The organism is Aliidiomarina taiwanensis, assembly GCF_003987015.1.
In the GTDB taxonomy this organism is placed as follows: domain Bacteria; phylum Pseudomonadota; class Gammaproteobacteria; order Enterobacterales; family Alteromonadaceae; genus Aliidiomarina; species Aliidiomarina taiwanensis.
In genome coordinates, this window is record NZ_PIPQ01000002.1 from 24,874 (window position 1) to 47,532 (window position 22,659).

Annotated in this window: 22 protein-coding genes; 11 read left to right on the top strand and 11 right to left on the bottom strand. The window is 49.2% G+C overall.

All coding sequences use genetic code 11. The annotated features are described in order from the left end of the window. Window positions 1-392 precede the first annotated feature (392 nt). A complete protein-coding gene (locus CWE15_RS04465; RefSeq protein WP_126756886.1) occupies window positions 393-2,303 on the top strand; it encodes a hypothetical protein in 1,911 nt (636 codons plus the stop codon). Here the strand turns inward: CWE15_RS04465 and CWE15_RS04470 are convergent. From CWE15_RS04470 to CWE15_RS04490, 5 genes are read right to left on the bottom strand one after another with little or no spacing between them, the layout of a single operon-like run. Then, window positions 2,281-3,726, bottom strand: a complete 1,446-nt coding sequence (locus CWE15_RS04470; protein ID WP_126756887.1) for a hypothetical protein — start codon at window positions 3,724-3,726, stop codon at window positions 2,281-2,283. The genes CWE15_RS04465 and CWE15_RS04470 overlap by 23 nt on opposite strands. Beyond that, complete coding sequence (locus tag CWE15_RS04475) at window positions 3,716-4,858, bottom strand: TniQ family protein (protein ID WP_126756888.1); 1,143 nt, start codon at window positions 4,856-4,858, stop codon at window positions 3,716-3,718. The genes CWE15_RS04470 and CWE15_RS04475 overlap by 11 nt, the downstream gene beginning before the upstream one ends. After that, window positions 4,816-5,700 (bottom strand): TniB family NTP-binding protein, encoded by an 885-nt coding sequence (locus tag CWE15_RS04480; protein WP_126756889.1) that lies wholly within the window; start codon window positions 5,698-5,700, stop codon window positions 4,816-4,818. Before CWE15_RS04480 ends, CWE15_RS04475 begins: the two co-directional genes overlap by 43 nt. Window positions 5,701-5,703: 3 nt before the next feature. Continuing rightward, window positions 5,704-7,620 carry a Mu transposase C-terminal domain-containing protein gene (locus CWE15_RS04485; protein ID WP_198674974.1) on the bottom strand — a complete coding sequence of 639 codons (1,917 nt, stop codon included), beginning with the start codon at window positions 7,618-7,620 and terminating at the stop codon, window positions 5,704-5,706. Further along, the gene (locus tag CWE15_RS04490; protein ID WP_126756891.1) at window positions 7,610-8,317 is read right to left on the bottom strand and encodes a TnsA endonuclease N-terminal domain-containing protein; all 708 of its coding nucleotides are present in this window, start codon (window positions 8,315-8,317) and stop codon (window positions 7,610-7,612) included. The genes CWE15_RS04485 and CWE15_RS04490 overlap by 11 nt, the downstream gene beginning before the upstream one ends. Window positions 8,318-8,486: 169 nt before the next feature. Here CWE15_RS04490 and CWE15_RS04495 point away from each other — a divergent pair, with 169 nt between their 5' ends. Then, entirely contained in the window at window positions 8,487-9,146 is a 660-nt protein-coding gene (locus CWE15_RS04495) for an ATP-binding protein (RefSeq protein ID WP_241971846.1), read from the top strand. A gap of 86 nt (window positions 9,147-9,232) precedes the next feature. Then, window positions 9,233-10,210 carry a hypothetical protein gene (locus CWE15_RS04500; RefSeq protein ID WP_126756892.1) on the top strand — a complete coding sequence of 326 codons (978 nt, stop codon included), beginning with the start codon at window positions 9,233-9,235 and terminating at the stop codon, window positions 10,208-10,210. Between the two features lie 20 nt (window positions 10,211-10,230). Here the strand turns inward: CWE15_RS04500 and CWE15_RS04505 are convergent, their stop codons facing one another. Then, entirely contained in the window at window positions 10,231-10,845 is a 615-nt protein-coding gene (locus CWE15_RS04505) for a hypothetical protein (protein ID WP_126756893.1), read from the bottom strand. Window positions 10,846-10,980: 135 nt separating this feature from the next. On the opposite strand from CWE15_RS04505, the gene CWE15_RS04510 reads away from it, so the two are divergent. Continuing rightward, a complete protein-coding gene (locus CWE15_RS04510; RefSeq protein ID WP_126756894.1) occupies window positions 10,981-11,415 on the top strand; it encodes a VOC family protein in 435 nt (144 codons plus the stop codon). On the opposite strand, the gene CWE15_RS04515 is transcribed toward CWE15_RS04510, so the two are convergent. Further along, window positions 11,412-12,530, bottom strand: a complete 1,119-nt coding sequence (locus CWE15_RS04515; protein WP_198674975.1) for an alanine racemase — start codon at window positions 12,528-12,530, stop codon at window positions 11,412-11,414. The two genes, CWE15_RS04510 and CWE15_RS04515, sit on opposite strands and share 4 nt — an antisense overlap. Further along, window positions 12,520-13,521, bottom strand: a complete 1,002-nt coding sequence (locus CWE15_RS04520; protein ID WP_126756896.1) for a threonine ammonia-lyase — start codon at window positions 13,519-13,521, stop codon at window positions 12,520-12,522. The genes CWE15_RS04515 and CWE15_RS04520 overlap by 11 nt, the downstream gene beginning before the upstream one ends. 106 nt (window positions 13,522-13,627) lie before the next feature. Here CWE15_RS04520 and CWE15_RS04525 point away from each other — a divergent pair, with 106 nt between their 5' ends. Together CWE15_RS04525 and CWE15_RS04530 are read left to right on the top strand one after the other, a co-directional pair. After that, window positions 13,628-14,227 carry a YhgN family NAAT transporter gene (locus CWE15_RS04525; RefSeq protein WP_126756897.1) on the top strand — a complete coding sequence of 200 codons (600 nt, stop codon included), beginning with the start codon at window positions 13,628-13,630 and terminating at the stop codon, window positions 14,225-14,227. Continuing rightward, window positions 14,227-14,814 (top strand): YjaG family protein, encoded by a 588-nt coding sequence (locus CWE15_RS04530; protein WP_126756898.1) that lies wholly within the window; start codon window positions 14,227-14,229, stop codon window positions 14,812-14,814. The genes CWE15_RS04525 and CWE15_RS04530 overlap by 1 nt, the downstream gene beginning before the upstream one ends. On the opposite strand, the gene rsmD is transcribed toward CWE15_RS04530, so the two are convergent. Beyond that, a complete protein-coding gene (rsmD, locus tag CWE15_RS04535) occupies window positions 14,798-15,388 on the bottom strand; it encodes a 16S rRNA (guanine(966)-N(2))-methyltransferase RsmD (RefSeq protein WP_126756899.1) in 591 nt (196 codons plus the stop codon). The genes CWE15_RS04530 and rsmD overlap by 17 nt on opposite strands. A 141-nt stretch (window positions 15,389-15,529) precedes the next feature. Here rsmD and ftsY point away from each other — a divergent pair, with 141 nt between their 5' ends. From ftsY to CWE15_RS04560, 5 genes are all read left to right on the top strand, one after another. Beyond that, complete coding sequence (gene ftsY, locus CWE15_RS04540; protein WP_126756900.1) at window positions 15,530-16,894, top strand: signal recognition particle-docking protein FtsY; 1,365 nt, start codon at window positions 15,530-15,532, stop codon at window positions 16,892-16,894. Between the two features lie 6 nt (window positions 16,895-16,900). Continuing rightward, entirely contained in the window at window positions 16,901-17,590 is a 690-nt protein-coding gene (gene ftsE, locus CWE15_RS04545) for a cell division ATP-binding protein FtsE (protein ID WP_126756901.1), read from the top strand. Next, a complete protein-coding gene (gene ftsX, locus CWE15_RS04550; RefSeq protein WP_126756902.1) occupies window positions 17,583-18,533 on the top strand; it encodes a permease-like cell division protein FtsX in 951 nt (316 codons plus the stop codon). Before ftsE ends, ftsX begins: the two co-directional genes overlap by 8 nt. Before the next feature lie 198 nt (window positions 18,534-18,731). Beyond that, window positions 18,732-19,589 carry an RNA polymerase sigma factor RpoH gene (gene rpoH, locus CWE15_RS04555; RefSeq protein ID WP_126756903.1) on the top strand — a complete coding sequence of 286 codons (858 nt, stop codon included), beginning with the start codon at window positions 18,732-18,734 and terminating at the stop codon, window positions 19,587-19,589. Window positions 19,590-19,594: 5 nt separating this feature from the next. After that, window positions 19,595-19,846 (top strand): YkgJ family cysteine cluster protein, encoded by a 252-nt coding sequence (locus CWE15_RS04560; RefSeq protein WP_126756904.1) that lies wholly within the window; start codon window positions 19,595-19,597, stop codon window positions 19,844-19,846. On the opposite strand, the gene CWE15_RS04565 is transcribed toward CWE15_RS04560, so the two are convergent. Together CWE15_RS04565 and gpmI are read right to left on the bottom strand one after the other, a co-directional pair. Then, window positions 19,843-21,000: a murein hydrolase activator EnvC family protein gene (locus CWE15_RS04565; RefSeq protein WP_126756905.1), complete on the bottom strand. Its 1,158-nt coding sequence runs from the start codon at window positions 20,998-21,000 to the stop codon at window positions 19,843-19,845. The genes CWE15_RS04560 and CWE15_RS04565 overlap by 4 nt on opposite strands. Before the next feature lies 1 nt (window position 21,001). Beyond that, the gene (gene gpmI / locus CWE15_RS04570; protein WP_126756906.1) at window positions 21,002-22,540 is read right to left on the bottom strand and encodes a 2,3-bisphosphoglycerate-independent phosphoglycerate mutase; all 1,539 of its coding nucleotides are present in this window, start codon (window positions 22,538-22,540) and stop codon (window positions 21,002-21,004) included. Window positions 22,541-22,659: the final 119 nt, after the last annotated feature.

Sequence of the window (22,659 nt, forward strand, 5' to 3'; positions counted from 1 at the left end):
AATAGGAGTGGCAATTATGGCTACTAATCCTCCAGTTGGTGATAACCAACGCCGCGGCGCTGTCCGCCAACGCTCTCAGACTCAAACTCCAAGTGGTTACTGGGTGAAGAGAGATTCCACAACCGGTCGTTTCATGGATGTGAAATCCGATGGAACACCGTTTAAGGGTGTCAGAAAAGAGAAATAGTTAGCGCTATGAATGCGCCTCCTGTGTAAGCGGGAGGCGCATTAAATCAACGTACGTCAATCGCAGGGGCCTAATCGATCTAGTCGCACGAAGCCCGATAAATTTGAGATTGACTCTCGAGCTTGGTCTATTTTATCCACCAATTTTCGGATGCTGCAGTCAAGGCTGGCTGCGCAAAGTTGGTGTTGACGTTAAGGAATTCAGAATGCCTTTAAAATACACCGCATTACCTAATGATAAATTTACGTGGAGTGTCACTGCCTATGGGCAGCTCCGCTCCTCTATTAAAACTCCTGACGCGCCCTCGCTTGATATTCAGCTCCTAGCTCAAGAAACTGGAGAGCAACGGATTGTACAAATCGGTCTGTTTGATGCGCTCGAAATTCCCATCGGGAGTTATTGGAGAGGGCAAAAGAGAGTCCGTTATCCAGACCAAAATCAGGTAGTCACTAAAACATTCAAACTAGAAATTACAGAACTTAACGAGAGCAGCTTCATAAAGGCTTACAGCAAGGACCAGGAGGCTGAAGAGCTAGCTTGGAATAGAGCGCTTGAACGCGCCCAAGAGCAGCAAGTCGCAGCACCATCATCCAGGCCAAATCGCTATGTAATCCCGCCCCAAATATTAAAAGTGAATAAAAGGCTAGCTGGAACAAACTATCTTGATGTGACAGCAGTGAATGGGACTCAGGTGCTTATTCCTTCATTGACCATATTTCTTCGCATGTATGGAGCTTCAAAAAGTTTTAAGGAGTACTTTTTAAACTACAAGTTACAGTTTGCTCTTGGAAAAATGATTTTCCCTGTCGACCTAAACAAGTTGGAAAACCGTCCTGATCCGAGTGATTATGTAATCGGGTTGAGCAAAGAAATGTATGACGATGATTCACCATTTATTCACCAGTTGCTCGAGGCTGATTACTTCAAAGGTGTGCATCGTTTTATCCGACATCAACTCAATACCCAGCTTAAGTACGGTGTATACCTCAAGGTCCCAATGTGGTTTAAAGGAACGATGCGATTGCAGGTTAGAGGTGTGCCATATACTACTGAATGTGGAAAAGCGCGCTTTCTTGTTTACGACATACTAGGTCTATCTTACCCCAGCTTTCCAACGTTCTTCCTTGATAGGAGCAATACCACCTATACCAATGATGATGACATTAACGATGAGGGCGACGATAAGCCACCTGGGTGGAATGGTCCTTATGGGTATCCACATGACGGGAAAGAAGACGAGCGTGACTCGCAATATCCACCTGGCCATAACGCAGGTATGGTCTCATATTCGGCTCCACCGATTTCAATTTTAGGAGCTAAGCCGGAAATAACTAAAGCGATTCGAAAGTCTAAAGTGACTGGTGGGCGACCAGACAAAGAGCACTACGGGGTGGGGTATGAATCGACAAGTACCTCCGAAGCATTCTCAGACAATGATGACATTGCAAAAGCTAGAGAGCAGCAAGAGCCGCAAAAAGACGATGATTCGAAGAAGGCATCTGCAAACGGCAAAAGGCTTACCAAAGACGTTATAGGCCTTCTTGAGAAGGCATTAGAAAGCTTGCACGGCATTGGTGCTCTCTGCGATTTTCAGTATATCGGTGGAACCGAAGGCGACTACTACTTAACTAAGAGCTTTCAGGCGCTCGAATTTTCCGGCGAGGTATCCGATGTTTGGTCGTATCATGGCAAAGATCCGAATGACCGACGATTATTGGTGGTTGCTAAACTAACCTTGAACGGCGGAGAAGAGGTCTTCGTCTGTGAAATTCAACCTCGAATCAACCGAAAAGGAAACTCAGATGGCAATCTAAAAGGCTGCGTTTTCCTTGGGCTACCTACCGGCTTTGGTTCAGAAGAGCTTGATACACTTATCGCATCTTTAGTTCTCAGCAAGGGAGTGTGGAGCAAAGTGCCGCTAAGAAACACTGGTCCGCGATATCCATATCGACACGTTGGCAGCCCCACAGAAGCCATGATGGCTCGCTCTATAATAGCTGCCATTACCAAGTTACCGGGCATGCGTAGGCGCGCGAAGGATAAGAAAAAACAAAAAAAGGCTCAGGTGATGCAAACGCCTGAAAAAGGCAGTCTCAATCCACGTGGTTGGGTTTGAGCGCTAAGATGTAACTGAAGCCTTGTATTCTGACTTCCCATCCAGTTTTCGCATCGCCATAGACATGCTTCATCGTCACCTGCGGCAGTAGTGACTTTGGAACGCCGTGCAAGTAATTAAGAGCGGCATGAATTACTTTGATAGGAGGGCGTTTTTCTTCCTGTATTGGTTGTCGTAGATACGCCTTTAAAATGGACTTGCTGGATGTTTTAAATCGTTTCCGTTTTGCAGTTATAGGTGCTCTAGGTCCGTTAAAGAAAACAAGGAATCCGGTAAGAGAGGCTTCAAGTCCGGGATAATGCCTTAAAAACTCTGAAACGGAATCTTCACTGAGCTGCCTGTTGCAGCGCTTTAGGTACGTAGTAAAAGAGACAACAGCGCTCAACTGCTGCTTGAGTGTTCGTAATTTTATCTCGTTGCGCTCGATTCGAGTCCGACAATGTTTTGCATAGTGCTGAGCTTCTTTTGAGAGTGGATAGGGGCTCGGCTGGTAAATATATTCTAAATGCTTGTAAATAGAGCGCCATGTTGACACGTCCGCAAGCACTTCAGCGGGAATGATTTTACCGAGGGACTCATAGAATAAGCGAGCATACCCATCTTTTCGAAGTAGCTCTTTGTCAAGCGGCGCAAGCAAGTGCGGGCTTAGAAACCAGTCATCAGGGCTCTCATCAACGACTTTAAAAAAAGAGTGAAATCTATTCACGCTCACTGATGCTTTTAGTAGCGTTGTATGAGAAAGAAGCCACTCTGCAAACGCGATGATATCGTGCTGAGTACTCTTTTGTTCATACAGGTGTATCGCTATTTGCGCTTTACTTCGGGTTAGCTTCCTAAGGTAGCAATCCCGGCAACGCAAGCCTACACCTGCAGGGTAATCATTGGCGCAATCAGGGCAGGGTATCAAACCAAGCCGGTAACACTTGCTACATAAATGATGTCCATCCTTTTCTTTTAACGGGTGTCTTGCTCTACCGCATAATTCACATGGGTTGTAATAAGCACTAATGCAGCTTTTACAGATAGCTTCGGTGACACCAAACTCAAGTGCTTTAGCTAAATGCGCGCTGAGCTTGCCACACCGAGGGCATGCCTTCTCTGTTTTGAAATGAGGCGCGCATGTATTACAGACAGGCTTGTCTTTGAAGTAGCAGCCAATAGGGTAATTTGTACGATGGCAACGAAAACATGGAATCATCTTTGGGCGGCAGGCTCGGCAGTATGCAAAGTCTTGCTTTGGATGAATACGATATCCCTGCCCACACGCCTGGCATTCTTTCCTTATGAATACTCGGGTATAACACGCGCAGCAAAATCCATCGCCTTTATAGATGCTATGAAATGTCGCCGTCAAACGCCCGCATTCTCCACAACGTTTCTGAGCAGGCTGCGGTTTAAAGCAGTTGTTGAGCTCACTTGTCATCTGCGCGAATACTCTTATGTAAGATTTTAATAAGGCGCTGCGTCGCTTCTAATGAGCGTGGCTCTGGCCATCTTATAGACGCATCTCTTTGCCTTAGTCGCACGCGCTGATGTGTTGGAAGCTGCTTTGAGATGCGAAGGATTTTGTTTGATAGCTCGGTTTTGTCCTTGAGGAAGGCGGATTGCGTCACGCCAGTCTCGATGAGCAGATCAACAAGTGAAGAGTCCTTCAACGACATGAGCTTAAAGGCGGCAGTAAGCAATGCGTGTCGGTCCTTTATGGATAACTCTGTAAAACAAATAGAGCAAAGTGGGCTGCGAGTATCGTTTGCAATGTTAATGAACGTGTGAAGTGGAGAGTTATGCATATTTCGTTTAGAAGCGAGGGATTGGCGAATCAACTTAATCAGGAATTTTAACGTCGTAAAATCTTGCGCAACCGGCTCTTTAGCATAGAGCGCTTCAATCAGTTGTCCTTGGGTCTCATGGCTTTGTTTTGATGCAACAGCTTGGTTGCTTACAGCGGTTAAGTCGCCGTGGCAAGATGTGCAGTAGCGTAGGCTTTTACTCGAAAGGGTGTGCCGAGATAGGTTGACAGCATAATGACAATGTGGACAAGCCTCACTCAGAATCGTTTTATGGGTTGGACAGGTGGTCACCCATGAGAAACGCCAAGACTTTCGCATATATGGAATAGCATCTTCGGCCAAGCAGTGCGGGCAAAAAGCAAAACTTGATTGGCGTGAACGATTCCGATGGCTAAGTGATGTCACCCAGTACCAGCGCTGCTGCGGATTAAGGGGTGAGAGACTCATTTGCCGAGCCCAAGGGGTAAGCGTGACGTGATAAAGTAAATCGCGGTGAATTTGAATCTCTTGACTGAGCTCTTCTAATCGCTGGTTTGGGAGCCAGCGATCAATATCTCTTGTCCATACTCGCCAGTGGCCCCAGATAATTCGTCCAATCGCGAGTGGCTCTATCGCGTGTCGAAGCCCTGCCCGAATAAGCCAAGATGATAGCGCCTCATCGGGCAGTAACTCTGTATGAATGTGCCACGAATTTATTGAAAGGTTGCTGAGTTCAATGCTTGTTATACATTGATATTTCGCATGCCTTGTGTCGGCGTATGCCATCGGTGTTTGCTCAGAACGCTCATGTCGATTTGCTCACGACCCGTTCTAATAGCATCGGTTGCACACAATTTCAGTAGCTCATGTATGTTGCCGATGATTCCCTGAGAGATGCTCAGTATCAACTTCGCTTTTTCTAGCTCACTAAGCTTTGATTCTTTGCGAAGTGGAAGCCCGCGCTCAAAGCTCAGTAGTAATTGCTGAAATTCTTTACCCATTTTCCAGTTTGGCAGCGAAATGACAGAGAATCTACTGGAATGCTGGGAGTCAGTTTGAATCACTTGAACGGCTTCTTTGGTACCAGCGGCAATGACAGAGATTTTTATCTTGTTAGTTAGGTACTTTATCTCGTTCATCACTTGTCTTTGTAACTTTGGGGTACCGGTCAGAAGCGAGTGAAACTCATCTATCATGAGAATTCTTACGTTACATTCGCGTAGCACATCCACCGCTTGTTGCTGAAGCTCAATAAGGGGTTGGCTTGGCCTAAATGGCGAATGAAACTGTTGAAGTATTTCGGTGTATAGCTGCTTTGGATTGGCTTGTGATGTTTCTATTTTCACAACGGGAATTTGGTATTCATCCTCATTGAGATTCGAGGGTGGGTGCTGCTCTAGAAAACGCTCTAAGATAGATGATTTTCCATTATTCGGGTTGCCGGTGACGAGCAGTGAGCGCATACGGGTCTGTTGAGGGTAGTTATATAAATCCTCCATCTCCCGTAGGACATTTTTGGCTGTAGGATACGCTATCCACCGTGGCGCCTTTATAAAGTGTATTCGCTGCTCATCGGGCAACGCTGCAATCGGTCTGTATTTTTCACTTAAATGGGCAAAGGTGCTCAAGCTTTAATCCTCGTCAAATGGTTCAAGTTCATCTAAATTGTCATCGGATACCACGTCTCCATCGTACTCATAATCTGGTGGTTTCGAGGAGTCATCTTTTTCTTTAGAAAGTAATCCAGCGGGTGTTTCTCCTATTGCATGATTCTTTCGCTGTTGCTGTTTTCGTCGCGCCTTTTTCGTTTCTTTCATCGAAGACTCCACGATAGTGCGCATTTCTTCAATGCCTCTTCGAACTTCATGAATATTTCTCGGATCGGAGCCTTGTTGTTTAACATGCTTGCGGGCTTCTTCAAGTTCCCATTTGCTCATTTCGGGTAGACTTTGATCTGCAAAGGGCACCTCAAAGTAGGCTCTTAACTCCGGCTCGAAAAACCAAATTTTGGAGATATTTCTCGGATCGCGTCGGAAGATAAACTTTTTCGGGTTTTTCGAATTATCCTCTCGAAATCCAATCCACCGATCAATGATGGGTGCGTAGTACCGGACTCCATCAATCGAAACGCCGTTCTTTTGAATGGTTCGTTCGTAAAGCGGCATAAAGTCCAATTCGACAGTGAGAGGATCTTCCGGGATTGCCGGCATGCCACTACCGCCGTCTTGCCAAATTGCGTTTTCCCACATCTTAATGGGAGCCATACCGATAGAAGAATGAACCTTGTTGTGGTAGTAGCGCACAATGAGGTTCGCAAGCCAAACCTCAAGCTCTGAGAATGTCATCGCCGCATATTTTTCTGACTTGTAATCACCTTTCGTTTTTACATCGCTAAACGTGGTTCCGGGTAAGTCATGTACATGCTTCATAAAGCTGCCCAGTAAACGTTCGATGTGTCCGCCGTACTGAGCCTCTCTAACAGGTCTAAATTCGAGATTAATATCATATTCAAGACATGCGCGACGTAATGTCTCTGTTCTGAAGTCCGCACCGTTATCAACGTGAATCTTTCCTGGGAACCCAAATACGTCCCAAGCAGTATCGGTAATGCCGTGCTTATGTAACCACGCTGTCTTTGGAAGTATCGAGTGGGAAATACACATGGCTACTGAGTTTGCATTTGGTGCTTCAAGCCCAATGTAATAGCCCGTGATGCAGCGCGAAAAGATATCGATAGCGACCGTAATCCATGGGCGGCCAATGGGCTGCCTGGACTCATCGTCGACAATAATTAAATCGACGGGCGTGTGGTCTATTTGAATGACCGCTAGAGGATAATCTGCATCGGGGAACTTACCTGCAGCTGGCTTAAGCTCATTCTTATATTTGTCGTTCATACCGCGGCGTGTAAGGACCTGTTTGGCAGAAAGTTTATTTATTCTGCGGCGGACAGTAGCGGCATGTGGCTTGGGGAGATTTAACTTTTCACACTGAATCTCAACTTCCAAAATAGTTTTATTGATGCTGTATCTACGCTTGCTCAGATAGACTCGGTTAATCGCATCGTCAACGACTTCAATGATGCGTGGGTCGAGTCGTGTTTTATCACTTCTCCAGCCGCGCTTTTTTTCGACTAACGCTGAAATGACGCCTTGCCCTTTGAATTTCTTTAACCAACGATAAATGGAAGCAACACCGACTTTAGTTTCTTCTGCTCGCGCTTCGGCATCGGCTAATGTGACTCTGCCGAGTGCCAATAGAGGCTTAATAATCTCATAGCGTTTAATGGCATTGTTGTACGCCTCAGAATCGATTGCGTGTAAGTCACTGTATAGTTGCGTTTCGGGAGAGTCCCCCTCATACGCTTCTAATTCGGTTAGATTTACAGCGATACTCTTACCGGACTCAATGCTTTTACAGACTACGCGCTCGCTGGAGAGAAAATCCTTGATGATATGAAGTTCACCATCAAGACTAACGGGTAGTCCGGGCCTTAGAAAAAGTTTGCCACGTTTCGGAGCATTTCCTTCAAGCTTCTTATTCTCCATAAACATCCTCACTGGCGTTTACCCACACCGTTGTATCAAGATTAAGGGGGTCGTTTAAATCACATTCAAGTATACCCATGGCAAGCAAATGCCAGACTTGAGTTAAGGCCAAAGCTCTTCTATCAAACGAGGTGTAGAGACTCTCAACAACATCTCGAACAGTGGCGAACTCGAATAGCTCTACTTGCTCGGTGATAAGATTAAGCTCTTCTGGACGATGCGCTTTCATATAGGGTTTTAATCGGTACCGGCTCAGGAACTTCATATTGTCGAGTACTTGTGTTCGGATGAGTCGTTCATCAAATATATGAAATATCATTCCCTCTGACTTAGCGAAATGCATAGCAGCTTTGAATTTGGGCTTCCACTTTTTGAAGTTTCGGCGTAATTCCGCCCGCGGTTTAACCTCAACGAGGAGTGGCTTAACCTCTGAGAATGAACGAATACTCTCCGTCGAATCAAACTGAACGAGAAAGTCCGGCGTGTAGCGGTACCTATTGCCGTTACTGTGCTGATAGCTGAGCTCAACAGGCTGTGGGATTATATTGGAAACACTAGAGTTAGCTTCCATAATGGTAAGGAAATCCCGCTCTAGAGTGGATTCATAGGGAATCGAATCTAGGCCTCTAAAGCTGTAAAAACCTGACAAGCTCAGTCTAGTCGGTTTGATTTTTCGTTGCTGAACATACTTTGGCATGCATTATCACTTATTTTGTGCACTTAGAAACCCATAATCATTTATTTTGCTAGATTTGTTATCATCTATTTTGCAAAAATAGCTACAGAGAGAGCGAACTACTGTAGTTAGATTATCATTTATTTTGCAATCTTACAGGGGCTCTATTCCAAGGCCGGGTGAAATAACCTTGGCCCACCGTGGCATTTTATTCCTTGACGAGCTAACAGAAATGCCTCGGCATGTGTTGGACTCGCTCCGCGAGCCATTAGAGTCGGGGCGGGTGTTTATAAGCCGCGCTAAGCAACAAACCGAGTACCCGGCGCGGTTCCAATTGATTTGCGCCTTAAATCCGTCGCCTTGTGGACAGTTTGACGGTGATATAGCCTCGGCACGGGCAACGCCTGACCAAATTTTGAAATACTTAGGTCGCCTTTCGGGGCCGTTTTTAGACAGAATTGACTTGCAGGTTGAAGTGCCACGCCAGCCTGAAGTGCTTCGACATGGTCCGAGCGGCACGACAGCAACGCCTTCAGAAACAACTGCGGCCTTAGCAGAGCAGGTTGCAGTGGCAAGAAGACGACAATATCAGCGGCAAGGCTGTTTAAACAGTGAGCTCGATGTCAATAAGTTACAGCAGGTATGTACGTTAAGCTCAGGTAACCACGACTTTCTCGTGACAGCCATTGAGAAGCTGCAGCTATCCCATAGGGCGTACCACCGCACCTTACGCTTAGCGCGAACCATAGCTGATTTATCGGAACAAAAAGATATTCAACGGGCACATGTGGCGGAAGCCATGAGCTACCGTGCGCTCGACACGCTGCTAACACGGCTAAAAGAACTATAGGGAAATGAACCTTTGTTGAGTTGGTGCATCTGTTATACAGTGGTTTTCACTCGGTCTTTTTGCTCGCTACTTATAATAGGTGCTTCATGAAACACGCTAAAACACTCGTCGCTACCCTTTTTCTTCTTATCGTATGCAGCTTGTTTGGTCAGACGGCAACGGCGCAGGTGCGCATTCAGTTCAATAGCCTGCCAGAGCCTTTAGAGCAGGTCATGAACACGGCCGCTGCGGGTGATGTGGAAGAAGCAGAGAAACAGTTGAAGTCGCTACGCTCAACACTTGGCGATACAGCGGACTATCACTACGTGAAGGGAAGCTTAGCACCTTTTAAACTTGCAGAGGCTTCGGCCATACGTGCTCCATTTATTGCCAGAGGCATGCGCAAAAACTGGGAAAAAGCCGTTGAGCTTGACCCAGACCATGAGCTGGCTAACTTTTCTCTTGCTATGTTTTATGCTGCAGCTCCGGGCCTGTTTGGTGGCGACCCGGAAAAAGCCAATGCCATTCTTGCGCACTTGCAGCAGTTAGGATCGGACTGGCAGTATCCGTTAAAAGCCAATTTGCTGATGGCGCAAGAAGCGGATGTCATCGAGGTAAAAAATGCTTACTTGGAGTGGGTTGCATTTGCGCCGAAGGATATTCCACCTAGGTTCACCATTGCGGCCTATTTAAATAACGAAGGCGCCTATGAGGAAGCGGCTCATCAATTAGCACAACTCGACACCTTAATTGCCCACCAGTTGAATGAGGCAAGAGTAGCTGAAGATGAAGCCCTCATTCAGGACTTAACGGAAGAGCAACATAAAGCGGACTACCAATGGGGCAAGTTAGCTGCAGAGTCAGGTACTTACTTAGAAGAAGGGAAGCGTAGGTTGCAGGCGATGGTTGCTGCGGGGGAATCGCCTAAAAATATCAACCTAGGTTTTGTGCACGCGCGCTTAGCGATGGTGTTTCGCCACTTAGGCGATGACGCAGCGGTACAAATGCACCGCTCGGCTGCAGAACAGTTTATGAGCGGTGACAGAAACTTAGACTCGCTGATTGCGCGTATCGACGAGTCATAAGCAGTTCATAAAGCAATACACTACCACGTATAGGTTTCGTGGTCGCGCCATCCCCAAGGAGCTGGCGGTGTTTCAACAGGTTTAGACAGGTCGATTTCTACCTGAAAGTCACGGTTTTCACGCATAAGCTGGTAGCGCAAGGTTTGTTCGTTGGGGAACGAAATAACCCAGGTGTTTGTTACCGAAGCCACCATGCCATGCTCTGAAAACATTAACTTGCTGTAGTCGTCGATGGGAAATACCTGATGTGTGGCGCTGCCAATGGCAATGGTGTTCCCGCCATAGCCATTCACTAAATCTTCACTGCCGTCTTCATTTCTATGGTCGTGTTTTAAGCTTAACCCTTCGGTGGTTCGGCTAATCACCCAGGTGCGTGAGTGGTCATTGTCTACGTGCAAAGGAATGCGAATGCGGTCGTCGGTGCACTCTTTCACTTCAATCACAATGTTTGCACGCATCCAACCCGAGTCTAGGGCTGGGTCGCCAACGGTTACTTTACCTTGGTAAGCATTTCCACAGTGCGCGGCTAGATTTTCAAAAAAAAGGTCATGTGGGTTTTCTTCGGCTGGGGTACAGGCTGTTAAAATTGCCCCAGCAAGGAAGAGAAGGGGAAATAGGTTCAATCGTGGTTTCATATACTGCGTCTCTACTTGTTAAAGTATGAAGTAATAAATATGAGGGTATACTACCTGCTATGCCACGCATTCGAAAGTAAGCCATGTCGCTGCACGCTGAAAGACATGGGCTTTACTCACAATTCAGGAGCTCCAATGCAAGAAAGTACATACAAACTGCAGCCTTTTCACTTGGCCATTCCCGTAAATAACCTCACCGAAGCAGAAGCTTTCTACGGTGACATTTTAGGCTGTCGCCAAGGTCGTTCTTCGGACCAATGGATCGACTGGGACTTCTTTGGACACCAGTTGGTTACCCACGTAGCGCCAGAGCGTGTATTACCGCCAGCACACAATGCGGTTGACAACCAACAGGTGCCTGTCCCTCATTTTGGTGTGGTGTTAGGTATGGCTGAATGGCAGGCCCTAGCTGAACGTGTGCGTGCTGCAGGTTTAGCCTTTGTTATCGAGCCTTCCATTCGCTTTCAAGGGAAGCCGGGTGAGCAGGCCACCATGTTCTTCTACGACCATTCAGGCAACGCCCTTGAATTTAAAGCCTTTGCCGACCTAAGCCAGTTGTTTGCTAACTAACCCTTGGCGCCATCAAAACAAATAAAGTGTTCGTCGCCGAAGGCCATTGCGGCGGCCATGACTAAACAGGAGTGAGGCGGCACAATCACCAATAAGTCGCCGAGGCGCAGTTTCTCAATGGCGCTTTGGGGCATGCGCACTTTGCCGTGCTCTTGGGAAAGCCCAATAACCTCGGCCCCTTCGACTGGCTGCGACCAACCACTCTCCGTTTGCTGCATTACTTGCCCAAACACAGTGCGGGTGTGCGAGCCTGCGCCGCTACTAACCCAGTCTTTCCCAAAGTGCACAGCGCCGCCATGTACCACGACCTCGTTGCGTTCGGGGTAACGGCCAATAACAGGGCAAGCCATAGCCAGGGCGATATCGTCCCAGTCGCAGGCGCCGATCATTTTTTGCTGCATATCATAAAACACATAGTTGCCCGGGCGTATTTCGTTAGCGCCTGGGAAGCTGTCCATACGGCTACAAGTTGGTGTGTCGCCAACAGAGACCCATAAAGGGGGCTGCACATGCTTGCTTAAAGCAGCCATTAACTCGTTTAGGCGGGCCGTACTTTCTGTGTGTACAGCGGCAATGGCGGTTTCACCTTGTGCACCATAACTGTGGCCGCTATGGACCATCAGGCCTATGCGTTTAACATGCTCCATGCCGTGAGCGGTTTTGATGGTGGCGGCAATGCGGTGCTGTTGGCGCCAGTCGAACCCCGTACGGCCGTACCCTGTGTCGACCTCGAGCATGAGTTGCACAGGCGTGGTTATTTGGGCCACATAGGCCAGTGCATCTTCATGCTCTATGGTGAGGGTGAGCTTTGCTTGCTGGGCTAAGGCTTGAATGGCCGGTAGCTCGCGTGGATTAAGCGGAATGGCAATATGTACATCGCGCCACCCAGCGGCAACAAAGTATTCCGCCATAGCAAGGGATGAAACAGCGATAGGGGTGCTTTCAGGTGGCCCAAACCAAGTGCCAATAAGCGCCGACTGGTGGGTTTTAAAATGGGGCCGCAGCGCTACCTGGGCAGACTTAGCTTTGGCCTGCATGGTTGCAATATTGCGCTGCGCGCGGCTGCGGTTTATTAGCACGGTGGGGCCGGTAATAGTGTCCCAGTTAAGTGTCATAAGGGCGCTCCAGTAAGGTCGTGGACCAAGGTAACGTATGAATGTCGAGGTTACCGCCACTGAGAATAAGTCCATTGGACTTGCCAGCAAAGTGTTCTGGGTAGGTTAAAGCTGCGGCAAACACAGTAGCGGAAGAAGGTTCAACAATAATTTTCAACTCTTGCCATAGTAGTTGCATGGCTTCAATAACAGCGTCGTCGCTGACTTTTAAAACGTCAGTCAGCTTGTCTTGCAAAATGGGGAAGGTGAGCTCACCAAGTTGCGTGAGCAAACCGTCACAAATACTTACCAAGCCCCGGGAAGGTTCAATAGTGCCTGACTGTAAGGAAGCCCAGGCGTCATCCGCATGCTCAGGTTCGGCGGCGTATACGTGCATGTTTTGGCTATTTCCTACCATGCAGGTTCCTGCGGCTAACCCGCCCCCGCCGACCGGGGTCATGAGAGTGTCTAAGTTGGGTACTTCTTTAATCAATTCCAGTGCAGCGGTGCCTTGGCCAATAATAATATTCGGGTGGTTATAAGGCGGCACAAAAGTTTGTGTTGGTTGCTCGGTTGCTTGCTGGGCTAAAAACTCTGCGCGCGCCTCCATGCCAGGGGCTAACTCCGTGATGCGTGCGCCATAACGGGCAATATTTGCTTTTTTTACCGTTGGGGCTGTGGTGGGTACGGCTACATGCACCGGGATATTCAGTAATTGCCCAGCATACGCAAGGGCCGCTCCATGGTTGCCCGAGGACACTGTATACACGCCGGCGGCTTGTTGTTCGGTGGTGAGCTGGAGCAATGCAAAGCACGCGCCGCGAAATTTGAATGATCCCGTATGCTGAAGATTTTCACATTTAAAATAGAAATTCCCCCCAGCTAATTGGTTCAAATAGTGACTTTGCAAAACAGGGGTTTGAACACAATAGGAGGCTAAACGTTGTTCGGCATGATGAATGGCGGCTAAATGAATAGAGCCGTCACCTGCCGCAGATTGCCATGCTGCCATTTTACACCTTTACAGACTGGTGGATAACATGGCAAAAGAGTACACTATGAGTCGACTAATAAGCTAGCTTGTATAAGCTGGTAGCCCCCCCTTGAAGGAGAATGGAATGGATATTTGGACGGCACTGATCACCTTGTTACTTATCATGAACCCGCTAGGTAACTTGCCTATCTTTTTATCAGTGCTGCGCCATGTGGAGCAGAAGCGTCGCCGCATTGTATTAGCCCGCGAACTGATATTTGCGCTCATTATTATGATTATATTTTTGTATGCGGGTACAGGGCTATTAGAAAGCCTTGGTTTGCGTCAAGAAGCTGTGGGAATTGCCGGTGGTATTATTATGTTTATCATTGCCTTGCGCATGATTTTCCCACAACCAGGCGGGGTATTGGGTTTGCCAGCGGGGGAAGAGCCGTTTTTAGTGCCGCTGGCCACGCCTTTGATTTCTGGGCCTTCGTTGTTGGCGTCCCTCATTTTATTAGCAAACCAGTCGCCTGATCGCATGCTCGACTGGACCTTGGCGGCTGTAGGCGCTTGGTTTGTGTCGGCCGTGGTGCTCATGTTTAGCAGTGTTTTCTTGCGTGCTCTAGGTCAACGCGGTTTGAATGCCATTGAGCGCTTGATGGGGATGATCCTGATTATGATTGCTGTGCAAATGTTCCTTGATGGCATTATGGATTACGTGATGCAAGGGAGTGGCATGTAATGGCCACGGCAGATATAGAGCGCAAAGCCGCCGCTTTAGAAAACGACGCCCAAGCAGTGTTTGCGGCTTATTTATGTGAACGTATGCTTCCTAATTACCGACTTTTTTCAGAGCAAGCAAGTACCGGCGACAGCAAGGTGCTGCGCGGTATGCTCGACGCCATTTGGGACAAACTAACTACGGGCAAAGGCGCTGGTTGGGAGCGTTGGCAAGAAAAACTAGAAGCGGTCACACCCAGCGAGTCTGAGCACGATGTTTTGGGCGTGTATCCGGCGATAGCAGCTTGCACGGCACTAAGTTGTTTAGCGCAAGGCTTTTCAGAACGTGACGCACAATGCTTTTTAGATGTAGCGCGCGTCTCGAAGGGCAGTGTGGCCCATTATTTAGAGCTTGGAGAATGTGCCCAGATAGAAGACGCAAACTCACGGGCAGCGGCGGTAGCCGAGCATGAATTAATGGCGTACGAAGTAGCCGTGCAAGATGCCATGTTAGACTTCTTGCGTGCTGAGCCGCGCATACACCGTGAGCTTATTCGTGATGTGCGCCAAATTGCACGAGAAGAAGGTCATTCTAACTTGGGGCTTTAACCACACGGTAGAGTAACGCAGCCGACTGGCCCATGGTTTTTTCTCGGTATAACTGCCAGTGAGCGGGCACGTGCACAGGGGCCTTGTGTTCGGTTTCTATGTACACCCAAGCGTCTGGCGCAAGCCACTGATGCTGCTCTAGCAACTCAATGGCGGGGTTCACTAAGTTTTGTTGGAAGGGCGGGTCGAGAAACACCACCTGCATGGGTTTTTGCATATTAGGCAGCGTCAGTAACTGCAGCGCGTTGCCCTGATGAATTTGTGCGCTTTGTTCGGCCCGTAAGGTGGTTAAGTTGGTTCGCAGCTGCTGACATGCTTGGCGGTTTTGTTCAAAAAAAGTGGCCTGAGCTGCACCACGGGACAGTGCTTCAAGCCCTAAGCTACCCGTACCGGCAAAGACGTCTAGCACCTGGGTTTGGGGTAGTTCAAATTGCAGCCAGTTAAACAGGGTTTCTCGCAGCCGGTCTATGGTCGGGCGAAGCCCTTCGGCGTCGGTAACAGGTAGCTTTCGTCCGCGCCACTGTCCACCAATCATTCGAATGTGCCCTTGAGCTGCTGTGTTTTTTCGTGCCATATCTCACCCAAACCTGTATTTGAGGTGAAATAATACATGAATTCACCGTATCATGGGGCAATAATTCCAGCATTGGCAGGCCACCATGCGGTGGCTGTATAGCTATGTTATGATTTCTTTTTTCCTGGAGACGTATGCAATATGAGTGAGAAAGGCTCGTTTTTTTCATCTTTGTTTAGACGTAAAAAGAACAAAGATGCGACCCCAGCGGAGCACGAAGCGAGCGCTGCGGACGCTATTGAAGAAGTTGAAGAAGTCGGCACAGAAGCAGAGCAGCAAAGCGAAGCCGAGCGCAGGGCAGAACCGACGGTAGAAAAAGCTGAGCAAGGCACAGCTGCCGAGTCTGTTGCGGCCGAGCCAGAGGTTGAGGTTGTCGCTGAGCCTGAGGTGGAACAGGCGCTTGAGCCTGGGCCTGAGCAAGAGCAAGAGCCTGAGCTAGAACCCGAGGTGGAGCAAGCGACCGAACTTGCGGAGCCACTAGCAGCAGCTGAAGAAGAAGTAGAAACGCCCGCTGTTACTCAAACACCTACGGTCACCGCAGAGCGACCAAAGAAAAAAGGCTGGTTTCAGCGCCTTCGTGAAGGCTTGCGCAAAACATCTGGGAATCTTGGTAGCGGTTTAAGCAGTCTGTTTTTGGGCAAGAAAATTGACGATGACTTATTTGAAGAGCTGGAAACACACTTGCTAATGGCCGACGTGGGCATAGAAACCACCACCCGCATTATTAAGCAGTTGACCGAGCATGCCTCGCGCCATGAGTTGAAAGACGCAGAAGCCTTATACGACCGCTTGAAAGAAGAAATGGCCGGTTTACTAGAGCCTGTCAGCCAGCCCTTGGTTATACCTGAAAACCACACAGGCCCCTTTGTTATTTTAATGGTTGGGGTAAATGGTGTGGGTAAAACCACCACCATTGGTAAGTTAGCCCGGCAGTTTAAAGCTGAAGGCAAGTCGGTGATGTTGGCGGCTGGTGACACTTTCCGTGCGGCTGCGGTAGAGCAGTTGCAAGTGTGGGGTGAGCGCAACGACATCCCTGTTATTGCTCAGCACACAGGCGCTGACAGCGCGTCGGTACTATATGACGCAGTAGAAGCAGCCAAAGCCCGTGGTGTTGACGTGCTATTAGCCGACACGGCAGGCCGCTTGCAGAACAAGTCGAACCTTATGGAAGAGCTGAAGAAAATTGTGCGTGTGATGCAAAAAGTTGACCCAGCGATGCCGCACGAAGTCATGCTTACACTGGACGCAGGAACCGGTCAAAACGCCATGAGTCAGGCGAAACTCTTTAATGAAGCAGCTCCCATTACCGGCTTGGTGATGTCAAAACTTGACGGCACAGCGAAAGGGGGTGTTATCTTTGGTTTAGCCGACCAGTTCCAAATACCTATTCGCTATATTGGTGTGGGTGAACAGTTAGAAGACTTGCGCCCCTTTAATGCGGAAGAATTTGTGTCGGCCTTGTTTGCAAGCAATGACAGCGACGAAACCCAGACGCAGGATGTGTAACCCATTATGATTCACTTTGAGCAGGTAAGTAAAAACTATCCCGGTGGCTTTACAGCATTAAAAAACGTGAGTTTTCGGCTGGAGCGTGGCGAGATGGCGTTTCTTACCGGCCATAGTGGAGCAGGAAAAAGTACGCTGTTGCGGCTGATTTCTTTAATGGAGCGAGCCACTGTAGGGCGCGTGGCTATTAACGGCCATGACCTACGCAAAGTAGGGCGTAAGCAAGTGCCTTACCTGCGCCGCGACATTGGTATTATTTTCCAAGACCACCGTTTGCTGCTTGAAAAAACGATTTTTGATAATGTCGCCCTGCCTTTGTATATCGAAGGCTACACCCAAGGGGAAGCGCGCAAACGGGTGCAAGCAGCCTTAGACAAGGTTGGTTTGGCCGGGAAAGAACGGCACTTCCCCATGATGCTTTCTGGTGGTGAACAGCAGCGTGTGGGCATTGCCCGAGCCATTGTGAATAAGCCGCCTTTGCTGCTTGCGGACGAACCGACAGGGAACCTCGACCCGAAACTTTCTATGGAAATTATGCGGCTGTTTGAAAGCTTTAACGACGTCGGGGTGTCGGTATTAATTGCGACCCACGACTTAGGTCTTATCGCCCGCATGCGCTACCGTACGTTGAGCTTAAAAGAAGGTGAGATGATCAGTGACGGCCTTGCTCACCAGGGGGAGGCGCACCATGAGTAGTCGCCCGCATAAAATGCCTATTTGGCGCCGGTTCGTGATGTTTTGGGTGCACAATTTGCAACAGGCTGTGGGTAGCTTAGGCGAGCTAAGCCGTGCGCCCTGGGCTTCATTGATGACCATAGCCGTGTTAGGCCTTAGCTTGACCTTACCCAGCACCTTGTATGTGGTGGTGAAGAATAGTCAGGCGGCAACGATGGGGTTAAACGATGCGGCTGAAATTAGCTTGTTTTTGCACAAGGACTTACAGCGTGCAGAAGTAGAAACCTTTGCCAAGCGGGTAGAGCTGCGTAACGACGTGGAAAAAGTCGAGATTATTTTCCGCGACGCTGGCCTGCGTGACTTTCGCGCCACCTCAGGCTTTGGCAGCGCCCTGGACTATTTAGAACGTAACCCGTTGCCCGACGTATTAGTGGTTACGCCGCTGGCAGAACATAAGTCGGCAGACAGGGCGCGGGCTTTGCTGGCGCAACTTCAGCAAGAGCGGGAAGTGAGTTCAGCAAGCTTAGATGTGCAATGGCTGGAACGTTTGCAAGCCTTAGTCCGACTGGTTGAAGACGTATTGGGCGCCTTAGCCGTGTTGTTGTGTGCTGCAGTGGTTTTAATTGTGGGAAACACCATACGTTTGATGATTTTGAATCGGCGCGATGAAATTGTTATCATGAAGCTTGTCGGCGCAACCGACGGTTATATTCAACGTCCCTTCTTATACACAGGCTTTTGGTACGGCTTTATTGGCGGTGTCGTAGCTTGGATTGCCACCGCATTACTTGTTTTCTGGATTGGTCGTGCTGTTTCAGGTGTGACTGAATTGTACGACAGCTCGTTTCGACTGCTTGGATTAAACTTTAACGAGCTTATGGTGTTGTGGCTTATCGCTATAATTTTAGGATTGTCAGGCTCTTACATTGCGGTGCGCAGACACGTTGCCGCCATTGAGCCTTAGTCACAAAAACATCATACATTTCCTACTTGCACCATGCAGTCGCTTTGTTAGAATGCTGTGTCCGGGAACTTATTTTCGGACCATGACTCTAACTATATTAGTAAGAGCAAAGCCCTTGTTTAGGCTGATGTTGAGCTAAATAAAGGCTTGTTCCCCATGTACTTATTGTCATACATTCGCTTAGAGAGAGGTTTGTCGATGACTCAGATAAATTCAATGGCTGTCACAGTTCCCCAAACTGGGAGTTTGGAAGCCTATATTTCTTCAGTGAACAGTATTCCAATGCTGACTGCTGAAGAAGAAAAAGAATTGGGTGAGCGCCTACAAGAAACAGGCGACCTAAGTGCCGCTAAGCGTCTTATTATGTCTCACCTGCGCTTTGTGGTGCATGTAGCACGTGGTTATTCGGGCTATGGCTTACCACAGGCTGACCTTATTCAAGAAGGTAACGTTGGGCTCATGAAGGCGGTGAAACGCTTTGACCCAACAGTTGGTGTGCGGTTGGTTTCCTTTGCCGTACACTGGATAAAAGCAGAAATTCACGAATATGTACTGCGTAATTGGCGCATCGTAAAAGTTGCTACCACCAAAGCGCAACGTAAATTGTTCTTTAACCTTCGTCGCTCGAAAAAGCGCTTAGGTTGGTTCTCGGGCGAAGAAGTTGAAACCGTAGCCCGCGAGCTTGGCGTAACACCACGCGATGTGATGGAAATGGAAACGCGTATGAGTGCGCACGATCCAGCGTTTGAGCTAAGTTCAGACGACGATGACGCACGTGAAGGCATTGGCTTCTCGCCAGCCCAGTACTTGCAAGACCATACCTCGAACGTTGCAGAAGAAGTTGAAGAGGAAAACTGGGAGCAGCATGCTAATGCCCGCTTGACTCATGCTATGTCGGAATTAGACGAGCGCAGCCAGCACATTGTGCGCGCACGTTGGTTAGAAGAAGACAAAACGACATTGCAAGACTTAGCAGAATACTACTCTGTGTCTGCTGAGCGTATTCGCCAGCTTGAAGTGAATGCAATGAAAAAGCTGCGCAGTGCGATGCAGTAAGAAAAATGAAATGCCGTATAGGGTGTGGTGCTTGTTGTATCGCACCCTCTATTTCTAGCCCCATTCCTGGTATGCCGCATGGCAAGCCTGCCAACACACCTTGTGTACAACTTACCGAAGACTTTCAATGCGCTATTTTTGGTCAAGCCGAGCGGCCTGCAGTGTGTGCCGAGTTTAGCGCTGATCGAGAGACCTGCGGCACACATCGCGACGAAGCATTGATTATTTTAACCCAGCTTGAGCAGGCAACCCGTTAACGTTGTAAAAAGCGCAATGGGTTGACCGGGTCACCGCGGTGGCGTATTTCAAAGTACAAGCCGGGCTCGCGCTGGCCGCCACTTTGGCCGGCAAGGGAGATGACTTGGCCTTTCCGTACCGCTTGGCCCACGTCGAACATAAGGGCTTGATTGTACCCATATAGGCTCATATAGCCGTCGCCATGGTCTAACACCATGACCAAACCGAACCCCCGCAGCCAGTCGGCGAATAAAACACGACCGTCGGCAATGCTGTGCACAGGCTGCTCGGCTTCCGCTTCAATGACCAGTCCGCGCCAATTCACTTGGCTGCTGCGCTGTTCCCCAAAACGATGCCGAATACGCCCTTTTAGAGGCCAGGGCAGAGAGCCCCGCAGGTTGCCTAAGCCTGCTAATTGAATATTGGTGGAGCGCAAGACATCAGCTAACGACGCGATTAAAGCGGTTACTTCCTGTTCGTTTTGTTGCATGGCTTGCAAGCTGGCAGAGGCGCTTGCTTGCGCTTGTTGTAACTCAGCCACGCGTTGCTCTTGACGTTGCCTTTGCTGCTCTATTTGGTTGCGCTGTTCGGCTTGTTCGGCGCGACGCTGGGCTAATTGGCTTTGCTGCTGTTCAAGTTGTGCTTGTACTTCCTTTAGTTCTACCTCGGTGGCGTGTAGCTGTTCAAGCTGCGCCAGCCGGGCTTCATTTAAGTGGCGAAAGTATTCCAGCATACGTTCAAAACGTGCGGGGTTTTCTTGGTTAAGCAGTAACTGCAAAAAGCTGTAGTCGCCAGCGCGATACGCTGCGTCTATTTGATCAGCTAACAGTTGAGCCTGTGTTTGCAGAGAGTCTTGCAACGTGCGCTGTTCTGCTTCGAGTTCACGAATACGAGCGCGTAAACCAGCAAGGGCTTGTTCCGTGCGTTGCAAGGCTTGGGTGCTGCTCGCCATTTCACGTTCGAGGTCGCGTAAAGCACGTTCACTTTGGCTCAGGCGTTGTTGGTTACGGTCGAACAGGCGGCGCTGCTGCTGAATGTTTTGCTGTAACTCACGCAGTTGCCGTTCAGCTTCTGCGTGCTGTTCACGGGCGTCGTTCTGCATGGCGAAAGCGCTGGGAGCCGCCATGCAGAATAAGAAGGCGAATAAGGCAAGTATTCGGCCCAGTGGCACCATGTTACTTCAACACCATTAAGGGTTTACCTGTCATTTCAGTGGGCTGCTCGAGACCCATTAAATGCAACATGGTCGGGGCTACGTCGGATAAGCGACCATTGGCCACAGGGGTGGCTTCACGCCCAACATAAATGAAGGGTACCAAGTTGCTGGTATGGGCTGTATGCGACTGGCCCGTTTGGTGGTCGGCCATTTGCTCGGCATTGCCGTGGTCGGCGGTAATGAGTGCTTCACCACCATAGGTACGCAGGGCTTCCACTACACGGCCAACGCATGCGTCGACGGCTTCACAGGCTTTCACGGCTGCGTCGAAATTGCCCGTATGGCCGACCATGTCGCCATTCGGGTAGTTGCAAATAATGGCGTCGTATTTGCCAGAAGCAATGGCGTCGACCAAAGCGTCCGTAAGCTGCTCTGAGCTCATTTCCGGTTGTAAGTCGTAGGTAGCAACCTGAGGTGATGGAATAAGGGTGCGGGTTTCACCTTCAAACTCCTGTTCACGGCCGCCACTGAAGAAGAAGGTCACGTGGGCATACTTTTCTGTTTCAGAAATACGCAACTGGGTTTTATTGTTCTTTTCAAGCCATTCCCCGAACACGTTGTGCAGTTGCTCGGGTGGAAAAGCAACGGGCGCTTGAATGTCGGCCGCGTATTCGGTGAGCATCACAAAAGCGCTGAGCTGTGGCTGCACCCGCTCGAAATGTGGGAAGTCACTGTCGGTAAAACAACGCGTAATTTCGCGGGCACGGTCCGCGCGGAAGTTCATAAAAAACACAGCGTCGCCGTCGGCAATAGGCTGTGCGCCCTCTATCCATGTAGGTTTTACAAATTCGTCGTTTTCGTCGCGGGCATAGGCCGCTTCGAGGCCTGCCAGGGCCGAAGCATGGGTATAGTCGGCTTTGCCTGCGGTTAACAAGCGCCATGCCTGCTCGACGCGGTCCCAGCGGTTGTCACGGTCCATGGCGTAATAGCGGCCGCACAGGCTGGCAAAACGAGCGCCAGGGATGTGGGCAAAGGCGTGTTCAAACTTTTCAATACTTGCGGCAGCTGAACGTGGCGGTGTGTCTCGGCCGTCGAGGAAGGCATGAATGTAAATGTGTTTTGCGCCTTGCTTGTGCGCTAACTCGGCCATGGCTAATAAGTGGTCTTCATGGCTGTGTACGCCACCGGGAGAAAGCAAGCCCATAATATGCACGGCACCTGCTTTGGCGGTGCAGTCGTCCAGGGCTTTCAAAAATGTAGGGTTGGTAAAGAAGTCACCGTCTTCAATAGCTTTGGAAATGCGGGTGAAGTCTTGGTACACAATGCGGCCTGCGCCAAGGTTCATGTGGCCAACTTCCGAGTTCCCCATTTGCCCCTCGGGTAAGCCCACAGCCATGCCTGAGCCGTCGACAAGGGTATGCGGCATGGTGTTGTAAAGTTCGTCTAGTACGGGGGTGTGGGCATGCGCAATAGCGTTGTCAGGCGCCATTTCACGGCTTCCCCAGCCATCGAGAATCATAAGCACAAGCGGGTTTTTGCGGGCAGTTGCAGTTGCCATGGAAACTCCTAGCAGAATAAATATTGAATAAACGTCGACAAGGATAATTTAACAGCGAGTTTACTTTATTTAGTTTGGTGAAGCATCTTTCAAGACGTTTTTTTACTGAATCTGAAGAA

Bases quoted from the DNA above. Each gene is read 5' to 3' on its own strand.
- CWE15_RS04465 (WP_126756886.1), top strand. From the start codon at position 393: ATGCCTTTAAAATACACCGCATTACCTAATGATAAATTTACGTGGAGT.
- CWE15_RS04470 (WP_126756887.1), bottom strand. From the start codon at position 3,726: ATGACAAGTGAGCTCAACAACTGCTTTAAACCGCAGCCTGCTCAGAAA.
- CWE15_RS04475 (WP_126756888.1), bottom strand. From the start codon at position 4,858: ATGGCATACGCCGACACAAGGCATGCGAAATATCAATGTATAACAAGC.
- CWE15_RS04485 (WP_198674974.1), bottom strand. From the start codon at position 7,620: ATGGAGAATAAGAAGCTTGAAGGAAATGCTCCGAAACGTGGCAAACTT.
- CWE15_RS04490 (WP_126756891.1), bottom strand. From the start codon at position 8,317: ATGCCAAAGTATGTTCAGCAACGAAAAATCAAACCGACTAGACTGAGC.
- CWE15_RS04500 (WP_126756892.1), top strand. From the start codon at position 9,233: ATGAAACACGCTAAAACACTCGTCGCTACCCTTTTTCTTCTTATCGTA.
- CWE15_RS04505 (WP_126756893.1), bottom strand. From the start codon at position 10,845: ATGAAACCACGATTGAACCTATTTCCCCTTCTCTTCCTTGCTGGGGCA.
- CWE15_RS04510 (WP_126756894.1), top strand. From the start codon at position 10,981: ATGCAAGAAAGTACATACAAACTGCAGCCTTTTCACTTGGCCATTCCC.
- CWE15_RS04515 (WP_198674975.1), bottom strand. From the start codon at position 12,530: ATGACACTTAACTGGGACACTATTACCGGCCCCACCGTGCTAATAAAC.
- CWE15_RS04520 (WP_126756896.1), bottom strand. From the start codon at position 13,521: ATGGCAGCATGGCAATCTGCGGCAGGTGACGGCTCTATTCATTTAGCC.
- CWE15_RS04525 (WP_126756897.1), top strand. From the start codon at position 13,628: ATGGATATTTGGACGGCACTGATCACCTTGTTACTTATCATGAACCCG.
- CWE15_RS04530 (WP_126756898.1), top strand. From the start codon at position 14,227: ATGGCCACGGCAGATATAGAGCGCAAAGCCGCCGCTTTAGAAAACGAC.
- rsmD (WP_126756899.1), bottom strand. From the start codon at position 15,388: ATGGCACGAAAAAACACAGCAGCTCAAGGGCACATTCGAATGATTGGT.
- ftsY (WP_126756900.1), top strand. From the start codon at position 15,530: ATGAGTGAGAAAGGCTCGTTTTTTTCATCTTTGTTTAGACGTAAAAAG.
- ftsE (WP_126756901.1), top strand. From the start codon at position 16,901: ATGATTCACTTTGAGCAGGTAAGTAAAAACTATCCCGGTGGCTTTACA.
- ftsX (WP_126756902.1), top strand. From the start codon at position 17,583: ATGAGTAGTCGCCCGCATAAAATGCCTATTTGGCGCCGGTTCGTGATG.
- rpoH (WP_126756903.1), top strand. From the start codon at position 18,732: ATGACTCAGATAAATTCAATGGCTGTCACAGTTCCCCAAACTGGGAGT.
- CWE15_RS04560 (WP_126756904.1), top strand. From the start codon at position 19,595: ATGAAATGCCGTATAGGGTGTGGTGCTTGTTGTATCGCACCCTCTATT.
- CWE15_RS04565 (WP_126756905.1), bottom strand. From the start codon at position 21,000: ATGGTGCCACTGGGCCGAATACTTGCCTTATTCGCCTTCTTATTCTGC.
- gpmI (WP_126756906.1), bottom strand. From the start codon at position 22,540: ATGGCAACTGCAACTGCCCGCAAAAACCCGCTTGTGCTTATGATTCTC.